The 12,461-nt window shown below is 70.3% G+C and carries 13 protein-coding genes; 7 read left to right on the top strand and 6 right to left on the bottom strand.

Translation table 11 applies throughout. The features are described from left to right. Positions 1–23: 23 nt before the first annotated feature. The gene (locus ACWEV3_RS36695) at positions 24–680 is read left to right on the top strand and encodes a TetR/AcrR family transcriptional regulator C-terminal domain-containing protein (RefSeq protein ID WP_452618308.1); all 657 of its coding nucleotides are present in this window, start codon (positions 24–26) and stop codon (positions 678–680) included. 46 nt (positions 681–726) lie between these two features. Here the strand turns inward: ACWEV3_RS36695 and ACWEV3_RS36690 are convergent, their stop codons facing one another. Both ACWEV3_RS36690 and ACWEV3_RS36685 read right to left on the bottom strand, forming a co-directional pair. Beyond that, on the bottom strand, positions 727–1,599 hold the full coding sequence (locus tag ACWEV3_RS36690; RefSeq protein ID WP_452618307.1) for a DUF3626 domain-containing protein: 873 nt from the start codon (positions 1,597–1,599) through the stop codon (positions 727–729). Positions 1,600–1,684: 85 nt separating this feature from the next. Further along, positions 1,685–2,083 (bottom strand): tautomerase family protein, encoded by a 399-nt coding sequence (locus ACWEV3_RS36685; protein WP_452618306.1) that lies wholly within the window; start codon positions 2,081–2,083, stop codon positions 1,685–1,687. A gap of 70 nt (positions 2,084–2,153) precedes the next feature. Here ACWEV3_RS36685 and ACWEV3_RS36680 point away from each other — a divergent pair, with 70 nt between their 5' ends. The 4 genes from ACWEV3_RS36680 to ACWEV3_RS36665 all read left to right on the top strand — a co-directional run bounded on the left by ACWEV3_RS36680 (position 2,154) and on the right by ACWEV3_RS36665 (position 6,047). Then, on the top strand, positions 2,154–2,615 hold the full coding sequence (locus tag ACWEV3_RS36680) for a MarR family winged helix-turn-helix transcriptional regulator (RefSeq protein ID WP_452618305.1): 462 nt from the start codon (positions 2,154–2,156) through the stop codon (positions 2,613–2,615). Between the two features lie 161 nt (positions 2,616–2,776). After that, positions 2,777–4,228 (top strand): alpha/beta fold hydrolase, encoded by a 1,452-nt coding sequence (locus ACWEV3_RS36675; RefSeq protein WP_452618304.1) that lies wholly within the window; start codon positions 2,777–2,779, stop codon positions 4,226–4,228. A gap of 17 nt (positions 4,229–4,245) precedes the next feature. Continuing rightward, the gene (locus tag ACWEV3_RS36670; protein ID WP_452618303.1) at positions 4,246–5,388 is read left to right on the top strand and encodes a sensor histidine kinase; all 1,143 of its coding nucleotides are present in this window, start codon (positions 4,246–4,248) and stop codon (positions 5,386–5,388) included. Next, positions 5,385–6,047, top strand: a complete 663-nt coding sequence (locus ACWEV3_RS36665) for a response regulator (protein ID WP_452618339.1) — start codon at positions 5,385–5,387, stop codon at positions 6,045–6,047. The genes ACWEV3_RS36670 and ACWEV3_RS36665 overlap by 4 nt, the downstream gene beginning before the upstream one ends. Positions 6,048–6,189: 142 nt before the next feature. Here ACWEV3_RS36665 and ACWEV3_RS36660 read toward each other — a convergent pair whose 3' ends face one another. Beyond that, positions 6,190–7,188, bottom strand: a complete 999-nt coding sequence (locus ACWEV3_RS36660; RefSeq protein WP_452618302.1) for an Lrp/AsnC family transcriptional regulator — start codon at positions 7,186–7,188, stop codon at positions 6,190–6,192. A gap of 126 nt (positions 7,189–7,314) precedes the next feature. On the opposite strand from ACWEV3_RS36660, the gene ACWEV3_RS36655 reads away from it, so the two are divergent. Continuing rightward, positions 7,315–8,808 carry an amidohydrolase family protein gene (locus ACWEV3_RS36655; protein WP_452618301.1) on the top strand — a complete coding sequence of 498 codons (1,494 nt, stop codon included), beginning with the start codon at positions 7,315–7,317 and terminating at the stop codon, positions 8,806–8,808. Next, positions 8,805–10,076, top strand: coding sequence for an MFS transporter (locus ACWEV3_RS36650; RefSeq protein WP_452618300.1), 1,272 nt, complete (start codon positions 8,805–8,807; stop codon positions 10,074–10,076). Before ACWEV3_RS36655 ends, ACWEV3_RS36650 begins: the two co-directional genes overlap by 4 nt. Here the strand turns inward: ACWEV3_RS36650 and ACWEV3_RS36645 are convergent. The 3 genes from ACWEV3_RS36645 to ACWEV3_RS36635 form a co-directional block, all read right to left on the bottom strand. Beyond that, positions 10,049–10,714, bottom strand: coding sequence for a hypothetical protein (locus tag ACWEV3_RS36645; RefSeq protein ID WP_452618299.1), 666 nt, complete (start codon positions 10,712–10,714; stop codon positions 10,049–10,051). The two genes, ACWEV3_RS36650 and ACWEV3_RS36645, sit on opposite strands and share 28 nt — an antisense overlap. 70 nt (positions 10,715–10,784) lie before the next feature. Beyond that, positions 10,785–10,910, bottom strand: a complete 126-nt coding sequence (locus ACWEV3_RS36640) for a hypothetical protein (RefSeq protein WP_452618298.1) — start codon at positions 10,908–10,910, stop codon at positions 10,785–10,787. Positions 10,911–10,937: 27 nt separating this feature from the next. After that, the gene (locus tag ACWEV3_RS36635) at positions 10,938–12,152 is read right to left on the bottom strand and encodes an MFS transporter (protein WP_452618297.1); all 1,215 of its coding nucleotides are present in this window, start codon (positions 12,150–12,152) and stop codon (positions 10,938–10,940) included. Between the last annotated feature and the right edge of the window lie 309 nt (positions 12,153–12,461).

Below are 12,461 nucleotides of genomic sequence, written 5' to 3'. Positions count from 1 at the left end.
GTGCAACCGCTTTGGAGGGCGTCATGTCGGCCAGTCGCACTCGTGGTCAGCGCGCCGGGCTGACGCGTCGCGCCGTGCTCGAAGCGGCCATGGCGCTGGCCGACCGCGAGGGTCTGAAGGCGTTGTCGATGCGCCGGCTGGGTGCCGAACTCGATGTGGAGGCGATGACCCTCTACCACCACGTGTCCAGCAAGGATGCCCTGCTGGACGGCTTGGTCGAGCAGCTTCTCGCCGAGGCTGTTCCGCCGCGGATCGAGAGCGGGTCGTGGCAGGCCGGGCTCCGTGCCTACGCGCACTCCCTGCTGGCTGCTCTGCTCGCGCACCCGAACGCGATCCCTCTGGTCGTGTCGCGGCCCGCGGTGACCGAGAGGAACCTGCGGATCATGGAGGACGCGCTCGGGTCGTTGCGCGCCGCGGGCTTCCCGCTGGACGTCGGTCTGGACGTGCTGCACTCGTTGTCCGGATTCGTCGTCGGGCACGTCGTGACGACCATGCGTCCCGAAGGTGGGCGGTTGGAGGCGTTCGAGCAGGTGCGGCAGTTGTCCGATGTGGATAGTGAAGAGTTCCCGCTGCTGGCCGAGGCCGCCGCCCGCGTCGAGCGCCGACCCGGGGCGAACTCCCGCTTCGACTTCGCGCTCGACGCCATGTTGGCCGGGTTCGAGGCCGTTCGGACCGCGTAGGTCGGGACATCCGGTCTGTCCGGGGCCGGGCTTGGGAACGGCTCCGCTACTGGGGGCGGTGGTCGTCGTTTGCCAGTTCTGGAGTGCCGAAGCGGGCTGTGCAGTGCCAGACGCGCTTCAGTGCTTGCTCGTCGTAGCTTCCCGTTCGGGATGCGTCTCCGATGACCTTCGGGGTCAGTCCCTCCTGGTCCATCAGTGACAGGCCGAGCTCCACGTACTGGCGTCCTCGGTACTCCGGATTGCGGCGCAACTCCGCTGCCCCCAGGCGGAATCCGGGGTGGAATTCGAGTCGGCACCCCAGCCGGTTCGCCGCGTGCTCGACGATCGTGTCGCGATAGCAGGGATCGAGGACCAGGGCTTCGACGTCTTCGGCCAGGGTCACCGGGCCGTGGATCTGGGCCTCGATGTAGTCGTCCAACGCGTCCTTGGCGTCGCCGGTCGCCATGGCGATCAACGACGACGCCTTGGCCGCCACCCCGAAGTCGGTCGGTTCGAAAACGCTGTCCGGGTAGCAGAACGTCACCCGCTCCATGGTCTCCGGCCGCAGTCGAAGGTGTGCGGAGCCGAAGCGGGGGGAGCCGCCCACCAGCCGGCGGCGGTAGTTCAACGATCCGTACTTGGGTCGTTCCGGTGGAGGCGAGTGGTCGTACGCGCCTGCGAAGATGCGGCTCTCCCACTCCCACCGATCGCCACCCGGATGCGCCGTCAGCCCGCCGTTGCTGGTGCCGGTCTCGAACTGGCTCCGGTAGACGCCATCCCGTGCCATCGCTTCCAGGATCGGCACCCCGGCCAGCAGTCGATCCGGGTGGAAGTGCAGTGTCACGCGCAGCGACGGGTCGACGGCGCCACCGCCGCTGCGCGAGGCCACCCGCTCGATCGCACGCTGCTGGGCGCGGGACAGCCGCGGCGACCGGTTCATGGTGATCAGTTTCTCGTGAGGAGCTCCGCTGCCGCCAGGGTGTCGGATCAGTTCGAGGTGGATCGAAGCGCCGATATGGCCGCCGTCAGGCGACCTCGCCGCCGACTCCCGAGCGTCCCTGGGGGACGCCGACCAGGTGGACGGTCACGTCTCCCCGGATCTGGTCGCCGAAGACCTCCGTCGCCGCTTTGGTAATCGACGTGATCAGTACCGCCGGGTCGAGGCGGGTCAGGCCCGCTTCGCGCATGTTCAGGGTGACCTGCACCGCCTCCCGCGTCGCCGGCACTCCGCCGGAACCCCAGCGGTGGCGGGGGATTCCGAACAGTTCCACGACCACCAGCGGCCGGAAGTTCTCCCCGTAGACCTCGGTCGCCGCATTGGTCAGGGCTTCGATGAGCTTGCGCTCGGTGTTCCCGTCGAGCATCTCTTCGTGCAGTTTCACGGTGAAGTGCGGCATGGTCGGCCCCTTCGGTCGTCGTAGCATCGATGGAGGAGAAGGTTTGCTTTGAAAGCAAAGCTTCTTTGTGAACAAATGTATTGGTTGGACGTGGTCAATGTCAACGAAGGACCGTGATCCGGGCGTCGATGATGCGATCCGGGCGCTGCTGCTGCTCATGCCGCGGCTGGTCGGGCGCGCCAAGAAGCTGCGGATCCCCGACGAGCTCCAGTCGCTCGCGCTTGCGCCGCGGCACCTCTCGCTGCTGTCCTACCTGCTCTTCGACGGGCCGATGACGGTGAACGAGCTGGCCACCAGGCTGGAAGTGGCGCCGACGACGGTGAGCCTGATGGTCGGCGAGCTGAGCCGCAAAGGCGTCCTGGAGCGGCGGGAGGACGAAGCGGACCGGCGACGCCGGATCGTCAGCATCACCGACGAGATGCTGCCCGCGATCGACGGCTGGCTGGCCCGCGGCGCCGACGCGTGGCGCAACGCGCTCGCGCCGCTGACGCCCGAGCAGCGGCGGATGTTCATCGACACCCTGCACGCCTACGAGCTCGGCGTCGCCGGCGAGTCCTGAGCCGGGCCCGGGCCGTGAGTGCTTTTTGTCGCTATGGCATCAAAAAGTACTCACGGGACCCGCCTGGTCGAGGGTCTGTCCAGGCGGAAGCCATTGGCGGGGTGGAAGATCTGCCGGAAGGCTGACGACCGGCCGCGGCTCGGGCGACCAGGCTGAACGGCATGAAGACGAAGATCGCGAGTTTGCTCGGTGCCGTCGCCGTGCTCGGCGGGGTGGTGGCGGGTTCGGCGTCGGCGCAGCCGCCACCGGCGAGCGGGGATTCCGTCGCCTGGCGGGACTGCTTCGACGGTCTGCGGTGCGGCGAGATCGCCGTTCCCGCGGATTGGTCGCAGCCCGGGGGAGCGCAGATCGAGATCGGGTTGGGGAAGCTTCCCGCCCGCGATCAGGCGACCAAGCTCGGCACGCTGGTGGTCAACCCCGGCGGGCCGAACCCGGTGCTCTTCGCCTTGCCTGCCGTGCAACGCCAGCTCGACGAGTTGACCAACTGGTTCGATGTGGTGCTCTTCGATCCCCGGGGCATGGGGGAGAGCAGCGGTGTGACGTGCCCGGAGCCGATGCCGTTCGCGGCGGAGTTGCCGCCCCCGGACCGCGAGGCTTACCGGGAGTACGCGCTGGCCGATCGCCGCTTCGCCGAGGCCTGCGAACCCGCGATGGGCCCGCTGCGCGGCAACCTCAACTCCTGGCAGGTGGCCCACGATCTGGACGCCATCCGCGTGGCGTTGGGCGAGCCCGAGCTCAACTACTTCGGCAACTCCTACGGCACCATGTACGGCCAGGCGTACGCGGAGCTGTTCGGCGGGCACGTCGGGCGGATGTACCTGGACAGCGTGGGCGAGCACATCAGCCGCGAGCTGTACGACTGGGTCGCGCCCAAGGCTGCGACGCTCGAGAACAACCTGCAGCGGTTCGCCGATTGGTGCCAGGCGGAATCCAGCTGCGCGCTGGCGGGCCGGGATGTCCTGTCCACATGGGACAACCTGCTCGCCGAGGCCGAGCGGGAGCCGATCCCCGCTCCCGGGGCCGGCCCGGACGTCGTCGTCGGTGCCGAGCGGATCGTCGCGTCGACCGGGGAGAAGGTGCGTCGGGAGGACAACTGGTCCGCGTTGGCGACCGCCCTGGCCGCTGCGGACTCCGGCGATGCGACCGCGTTCGCACCGCCAACGGCGCCGCCTCCGCAACCGGACGTGCCCGGAGCGGCGTTGATGGGGATCACGACGTGCGCGGATCTCGCCTACCGCACCGGCTACGACGAGATGAAGCGCGCCGAGGCCAGGCTTCGCGCCGAGGTGGCACCGCGGTTGGGCTGGGCCATGCTCTGGACGACTGCCGGCAGGTGCGCCGGGCTGCCGCGCACCGGGAGCTTCCCGCCGCACCCGCTTCAGCCGGCACCGGGCTTGCCACCGGTCCTGATCGCCAACGGCAGCAACGATGGTGGCGCCCCGCCAGAACACGGCCGGCTCGTGGCATCGCAGCTGCCTGGTGCCCGGTACCTCCCCGTGGAAGGGAACCACGCGCTCTACCTGAGCGGGAACCGGTGCGTACGGGACCACGTGCACCGCTACCTGACCGCTGGTGAGCTGCCGCCTCCAGACGCGCACTGCTCGGCCGCTTGATCGGCTACAAACGTCCGATGAGTGTGCGCATGTCGGGGGCGGGGCTGCCGGCCTCGCCCCCATGGCGTTCGTGGCGTCGCCTCGGCCCGACGACGCGGGACACCGTGCTGGCCGGCGTGGCTGCCGTGGTTGTGGCCGCCGCGGCGATGTGGCAGGGCACGGCGCCGGTGTTCGCGGTTGCTGGTTTCAGCCTCGCTGTGGCGGCACCGCTGGCATTGCGCCGCAGGCTGCCGCTGTCCGTCGCCGTCGTCGCAGCTGTAGTCGTGCTGGCCGGATCGTCGTTGCCGGGTTGGTCCGGGAAGTCCGTGGCGATGATCGCGTTCTGCTCGGCCGCCTACAACCGTCCGCAGCGCGTTGCGCCGGTGTTCGCGGCGTCCGTGTGTTGGCTGTTGATGTACGCGTCGGTGCGGCCCGCCGGGCAGTTCGGCACTGAGTTGTTCGCCGAGGCAGTGATCACCGGGATCGCTCCGGTGGCGGTCGGCTACGCGATGCGGTTGCACGGGGAACGCGCCGAGCAGGCGGCCCGGCTGCATCGAGCGGAAGCGAGCCGGGCGTTGGCAGAGGAGCGCGGCCGGATCGCCCGCGAGGTGCACGACGCGGTGGGGCACCACCTGACGGCCATCCGGATGCAGGTCGGTTCCGCGGTCTACGCACTGCGCGACCTCCCGCCCGCCGCGGGGACGGCTTTCGACACGGTCGATTCCCTCGCCGCAGCCGCTTTGAGGGAGGTTCGCGAGTTGTTGGAGACGCTGCGTGACGACAACAACCCCGGTGGCTCCGCCCTGGACGATGTCGACGCGTTGGCCGATCGGTTGTCCACATCGGAGTGCCCGATCACCGTTGTCCGGCACGGCAAGGTCACCGCACTGCCGCCGCTGGTCGAGCACGGTGGCTACCGGCTGGCCCAGGAGGCGCTGACCAACGCCGTCCGGCATGCCCGCGCAGACGGGATCAGGGTGGAGATCGGGTACGCGGCCGAGGAGGTCACGATCGCGGTCGAGGACGATGGCCCGTCGCGTGACCTCGCAGCCGAGGGACACGGCATTCGCGGCATGCGGGAACGCGCGCACCTGCTCGGTGGCAGCCTGCTGATCACGCTCCGGCGGCCGCACGGTTGGCTGGTTCGGGCGACCCTACCGACGGAGCGGGCGACGTGGTGACGATTCGGGTGCTGATCGCCGATGACCAGGCGGCGGTGCGGTCCGCGCTGCGGCTCGTCCTCGACACAACGCCGGGTGTGCGGGTGGTCGCCGAGGCCGCCGATGGCGCCGAGGCGATCCGGCAGGCGCGATCCCGCCGACCTGACGTCGCCGTTGTCGACATCCGGATGCCCAGGCTGGACGGGATCGCCGTCATCCGGACGCTCACCGCGCCGGATGCCGCGCACGTTCCGGCGGTCATCGCGCTGACGACCTTCGACCTGGACGAGTACCTCTTCGAGGCGTTGCGGGTCGGCGCCACCGGATTCCTGCTCAAGGACAACAATCCGCAGCTACTCGTCGACGCCGTGCGCGCTGCCGCCCGCGGCCAGGGCCTGATCGATCCGCAGGTCACCGGGCGGCTGGTCCGCCGCTTCGCACGGCTTTCACCGCAGCCCGCCGGCTCGGATCTCGCCCGGCTGACCGCACGGGAACGCGAAGTGCTGCTGCAGGTCGCGCGCGGGTTGAGCAACGGCGAGATCGCCCGGGCGTTGTGGATCGAGGAGGGCACGGTCAAAACGCACGTCGCGCGGATCCTCGCCAAGCTCGGTCTGCGGACCAGGGTGCACGCGGTCATCTACGCGCATGAGCACGGGTTGACGCTGTCGGTCGACCCGTGAGCCTTCTGGGTCGGCATCGAGCTCGTTGGAAACTCGTTTTGCGTGGCGGTGCCGGTTGCGTAGGTGGGCCAAGCGGCTGTGCCGCTTCGAAAGCCCGCCCTACCGCACCTGACGCCACATCTGAACAGCCTCTGTGGCCCCGCTATGCCGGGAGGGCCGCCCAGGGGTCCACCGGGACGACCCTGGTGCTCCGGCCCTCGTCGTCGAGGATCCGGCCGTGGACCTTGGTCGTGCGCAGGACCAGCTTCCGGTCCACCACCTTGGCGTCGGGGTGGTCGTGGGCGATCCGGATCAGCAGTTCGTCCAGGTGGCTCAGCGAGCGCAGGCCCACGATCAGGCCCAGGTTCGCCGGGCTCGCGACCGCCGCGCAGTGCCGGGTTTCCGGCCAGCCGCCGAGGGACTTGCCGATGCGCTGCACCTCCGTGTCCGGAACCGCCAGCCACAGCAGCGCCATCGCGTGCCAGCCCGCCAGCGGTCGGGCCACGTCGCAGCGGAACGCGATGTCGCCGTGGCGGCGGAGCCGGTCGAGGCGGCGCTTCACCGCCTGCGGCGAGGTGTTCAGCTCTGCCGCCAGGCTCGCGTAGCTGCGCCTGCCGTCGTCGCCGAGCGCCAGGAACAGGGCCCGGTCGGCGGCGCCGAACGGCCGGATCTCGCGCGGCCTCGGCCCGACCGCTTCGCGGACCTGCTCGGCCTGGCTCCGGTTCATCACGCCGAGCCGCCAGATGATGCCGCCGAAGGTGCTGCCGAAGACGTGGCTGCGGAGCTTGGTGACCTCCGCCGGCACCGGCAGGGTCCGCAGCAGCACGTTGGAGATCGCGCCCAGCGTCGGCGCCATGACGAGCGCGAAGACCTGGTACTCGCCGGTGGTCACGCCGACGGTGATCACGTGCGGCAGTTCGGCGAGCTGCTCGGCGACCCGCAGCTCGGTGCCGGGCGCGCAGGCGAACTCGATGGTCGCGCCCTTCGCCGAGCTGTTGCCCAGCGCCACGGTGATCCAGGCGGCGCCGGCGTCGGTGAGCCGCTGCCAGCGGCGCGCCAGCGTGATCGGCGCCAGCTCCAGCACCTCCGCCAGCGCGGTCCAGCTCGCTCGCGGGTTGATCTGCAGGGCGTCCACCAGCGCGAGATCCACTTCGTCCAGCACCGGGCGACCTCCTCGCGCGTGACGGCCGGATGACGGCCGCGTCGTTTTCCGACATTCAAACCGCACCTCGCGGAGATATCCATCGTTCTGCGGTTGTTGTGACGAGGTTTCCCCACGCTGCATCGCATGGTGAGCGGCGAGCAGCGGTCCGAACTGGTCCTGGCGGGTGCGCGGGTGATCGACCCGGAGACCGGCCTGGACGAGGTGCGCGACGTCGGCATCAGCGGCGGCCGGATCGCGGCCGTCTCGGCGTCCCGGCTGGCCGGCGATGCGGTCGTCGACGTCTCCGGCCGCGTGCTCGCGCCGGGCTTCATCGACATGCACAGCCACGCGCAGACGGTCACCGGGCTGCGGCTGCAGGCCCTCGACGGCGTGACCACGGCGCTGGAGCTGGAAGCCGGTGCGCTGCCGGTCCGGACCGCCTACGCCGAGGCGACCGCCGAAGGGCGGCCGATCAACTTCGGCTACTCCGCGGGCTGGGCGCTGGCCCGGATGCGGCTGCTCGACGACGCCGCGCTGGGCACGTCGTTCGACATGTTCTCGAAGCACCAGGGCGCGCCGAACTGGCGTCGGCCCGCCGGTGCCCGCGATGTGGCGCGGGTGCTGGACCTGCTGGAGGAGCAGATCCACGACGGCGCCCTCGGCATCGGGGTGCTCGTCGGCTACGCGCCCGACTCGGGCCGCGACGAGTACTTCGCGGTGGCCTCGCTGGCCGCGCGGCTCGGCGTGCCGACGTTCACCCACACCCGCTTCATCTCCACGGAGGAGCCCGGGACCTCGCTGGAAGGCGCGCTGGAGGTGATCGCGGCGGCGGCCGGGACCGGCGCGCACATGCACATGTGCCACATCAACAGCACGTCGAACCGGATGATCGACGACATCGCGGGCGCGGTGGACCGCGCCAGGGGATACGGCCTGCAGGTCACCACCGAGGCGTATCCGTACGGCTCGGCGTCGACGGTGATCGGTGCGGCGTTCCTGGCACCCGAGCTGCTGCACCGGCTCGGGATGGTGCCGAAGAACATCCTCTGCCTGGCCACGGGGGAGCGCGTCGCGGACGCCACGCGGCTGGCGGAGCTGCGGGAAGCCGATCCCGGCGCGCTGATCCTCTTCGACTGGCTCGACGAAACCGATCCGGCGGATCTGGCGACGCTGCAGCGCTCGTTGCTGTTCGCCGACACCGCGATCGCTTCGGACGCGGTGCCGCTGGCGGGGCAGGCCGGCGACGCCTGGCCGGTCGCCGACGACGTCCTCACGCATCCGCGCAGCGTCGGCTGCTACGCGCGGACCTTCGGCTGGCTGGTCCGCGAGCTCGGCGTGCTGTCGCTGGCCGAAGCCGTCCGGCGCTGCACCCTGCTGCCAGCGCAGATCCTCGAAGCCGCGGCGCCCGCGATGAGGCGCAAGGGCCGGATCCAGGTCGGCGCCGACGCCGACATCGTGGTGTTCGACCCCGGCGCGATCGCCAGCGGCGCCACCGCAACCCAGGTCCGGCCCTCCACCGGGATCGACCACGTGCTCGTGGGCGGCACCTTCGTGGTCCGCGACGAGCAGATCCAACTCGACCGCCTGCCCGGCGAACCGATCTTCGGTCGCCACCGCAACCGCACGGAGCAACCATGACCAACACCGCCGTGGCACCCGACGCCCTGTACCGGCGGGTGGGCTGGCGGATCCTGCCGCTGCTCATCCTCTGCTACACGTTCGCGTACCTGGACCGCGTCAACATCGGGTTCGCCAAGCTGCAGATGCAGTCCGACGTCGGGATCAGCGAGTCGGTCTACGGGCTGGCCGCCGGGATCTTCTTCCTCGGCTACGTGATCTTCGAGGTGCCCAGCAACCTGCTGCTGGCGAAGATCGGCACCCGCAAGACGATCTTCCGCATCATGGTCCTCTGGGGGCTCACCTCGGCGGCGATGATGTTCGTCAGCGACGCGACGTCGTTCTACGTCCTGCGCTTCCTGCTCGGCGTGTTCGAGGCCGGCTTCGCGCCCGGCATCATCTTCTACCTCACCTACTGGTACCCGCCGGCGCGGATGGCGGCGGCGATGGGGCTGCTGATGCTGCCCGGCCCGATCGGCTCGATGCTCGGCGGTCCGGTCTCCTCGTGGCTGATCACCCACTTCGAGGGCGTCGCCGGATTGCACGGCTGGCAGTGGATGTTCCTGCTGGAAGGCCTGCCGTGCGTGGTGCTCGCGGTCGTCGTCTGGCTGACGCTGGTCGACACCCCGGACCAGGCGAAGTGGCTCAGCGCCGAGGAGAAGGAGCTGCTGCGCCGGGACCTCGCGGTGGACCGGGGCAAGGGCAAGCACGACTTCCGGGAGGTGCTGCGCGACCCGCGCGTCTACGCCCTGGCGATCGGCTACTTCTGCCTGATCAGCGGCCTGTACGCGGTGAGCTTCTGGCTGCCGACGATCCTCAAGGAGAACGGGCTCACCGACACCGTCACGATCGGCCTCTACTCGGCGCTGCCGTACGCGTTCGCGATCGTGCTGATGATCGTGCTGGGGCGGCGTTCGGACCGCACCGGCGAGCGCCGGCTGCACAGCTCGATCACCGCGCTGATCAGCGCGATCGCGCTCGCTGTCGCGGCCTTCACGGCCAGCAGCTTCGCCGTCTCGCTGATCGCCATCATCGTCGCCACCGCGTGCATGTGGGCGTCGTACACGGTGTTCTGGGCGATGCCGTCGACCTACCTGAAGGGCACGGCGGCGGCCGGCGGGATCGCGCTGATCAACAGCATCGGCCTGCTCGGCGGGTTCATCAGCCCGACGCTGATCGGCTTCGTCAAGGACGCCACCGGGAGCACGGTGGTGGGCCTGCTCTCGATGGTCGCACTGCTGCTGATCGGCAGCGTCGCGATCTACGCCAACCGGCTCCCGGCGAGCTGAGGCCGGAGCTGCCGTCGCCGGGCGAGGAGGCGGGCGGCCAGGACGACGAGCTGGCACAGCGGGGAGGGGAAGCCGAGGGCCAGGCCGATCGCGATGTCGGTCAGCGGCGCGGCCACCGTCGCGGCGAAGACGCGGTTCGAGGCGGTCGGCAGCTTCTCCTTCGCCGCCCAACCGGTGCGACGCCAGGGCTTGGCGACGGACAGCCACGCCTGGAAGGCGATCGCCGAGGCCATCAGCGCGGTGCCGACCAGCAGCGCCGGTGGCGGGGCCAGCCCCGCCCGGGCGGCTTCGACCGAGGCTTCCAGCGCGTCGGAGAGGAGGAAGATCCCGGCGTAGAGCTGGACGATGGTGATCGCGAACTTCGCCAGCACCCACCAGTTCCGGAAGAAACCCCAGGGCGTGGACGCCGCGAGCATGAAGCCGGTGAACGCCGCGGCGTTGGCGAACGGCGCGAGCAGCTGCGTGTCCACGACGTGCGCCATCGAGGTCGCGCCGATCCGGACCGCGGGGTCGTCGCTGGTGGTGCTCGTCGCCAGCAGGGTGAAAAGCACCAGTGCCTGGGCCATCCAGCCCACGGAGGTGATCACGTGCAGCCAGACGACGGCCTGCCGCCACCGCTGCGAGTTTCGCTTCGACACCGCACCAGACTGCGGATCGCCCCACCTGCGGACATCCGGCGGCACCCCGGGAATCTCCCCGATCCGGCCCCTAGGGCTCGCTACTCGGTGGCCAGGCGCCGTAGCGGCGCGGGCCCACGACGGTCGCGTTGTGCTCTTCGACGTCCGCGCCGGTGAAGGCATCCGAGCGAATCTGCTGCCACAGCAGCGTTTCCACGCTCGACCACAGTACGCCAGGTCCCGGTCAGTGCTCGGCCCGCAGCGCGGCGAGCAGGCCGATGGCGGCCACCACCGCGACGGCGATCGCGTAGGCGTTGGCGGTCACGCCCAGGCCGACCCACGTCACGGCGATGCCCGCCGCCACCGCCGGGAGGCTGAAGGCCGAGTAGTTGACCGTGTACACCGTCGCGAACAGGGCCGCGCGGCTGTCCGGCGCAGCTAGCCGGGACACGCTGCCGAACGCGCCGAGGAACGCGGCGCCGAAGCCGAATCCGGTGATCACCGTGCTGCCGAAGAACAACGGCGCCGAGGTCGTGGCCAGCGCGGCGAGGGTGCCGGCCAGGCCCACCAGCAGCGTCGGCACGCCGGCGATGATCGCGGTGCGCGGGGCGACGCTGCGGAAGGCGACCGATCCGATCGCGCTCGTGCCCATCAGGCAGCAGACCACGAAGCCGCCCACCAGGTGGTTGGTGATGCCCAGCAGCTCGATGGCCAGGGACGGGCCCAGCGACATGTAGAAGCCGGTCATCGACCAGGTGGTGATCAGGATCGGCACCACGGTGAGGAACCGGCCGCGGGCGTCGGCGGGCACGCCGATCCTGGGCCGCAGCGAAGCCAGCGCACCGGGCCGTCGCGGCGACGTCTCGGGCATCAGCGCGATGCCGACGGCGGCCACCGCGCACGCCGCGAGGAGCAGCACGTAGACCAGCGTCGTCGGGGCGGGCGCGTACTCGACGAGCAGGCCCGAACCGATCGCGCCCGCGCCGAGGCCGATGCCCGGGGTGGCGGTGTTGATCAGCGGGGCGAGCTTCGGGCGGAGATCGACCAGGCAGGCGCTGGTCGCGCCGGTCGCCAAACCCGTTGCGAGGCCTTGCAAGATGCGTGCCGCGAGGAGCCAGCCGCTGCTGTCGGCGGTGATGAACGCGAGCATGGCGACGGCCTGGGTGGCGAGCGCGGCGAGCAGCGCCGGGCGGCGACCGATGTGGTCGGACAGGGCGCCGACGGTGACGAGCGCAGCGAGGAGCGCGATCGCGTAGACCGCGAAGACCACCGTGAGCGTGATCGCGGAGAAGTGCCATTCGGCCTGGTAGACGGAGTAGAGCGGGGACGGGGCCGCGGCGGCGCACATGAAGGCGAGCAGCGTGGCGGCGAGGGTCCAGAACGCGGCGTTGCGTGACAGACGCCCGGGCTGGGGCTTGTCGGTCGCCGGGGCCTGCGGGGCCGGCGGGGCAGAGGTCACCAGTTCTCCTAAGCGAGGATCGACGTTCTGGGAGACGTCGCCCGGCGCCGGACAATTCCTGCCGCGGCCCGCAATTCCACCCAGTGGGCGCGAAAACGGTCAATTCTAGGGAAAATCGGACATCTTCGCCGAGGTTTGGCCTGTCCGGTGGTTTCCGATTCCGCGTGAAAGGTCGTTCCAGAATGGTTCCGCCCGGTTCATCCGAAGATGCCCGGTGCCCGACACCGGTGGCGGTTTCGCGCGAAACCGCCAACTCGCCCCCCACCCAGATGCGGATTAGTGAAAGTAATAGCACAACACTAAAAACAA

The sequence above is a fragment of the Saccharopolyspora sp. NPDC003752 genome, assembly GCF_053605825.1.
Note: the sequence above shows the minus strand (reverse complement) of the source record. Positions and strands in the feature narration are given on the sequence as shown.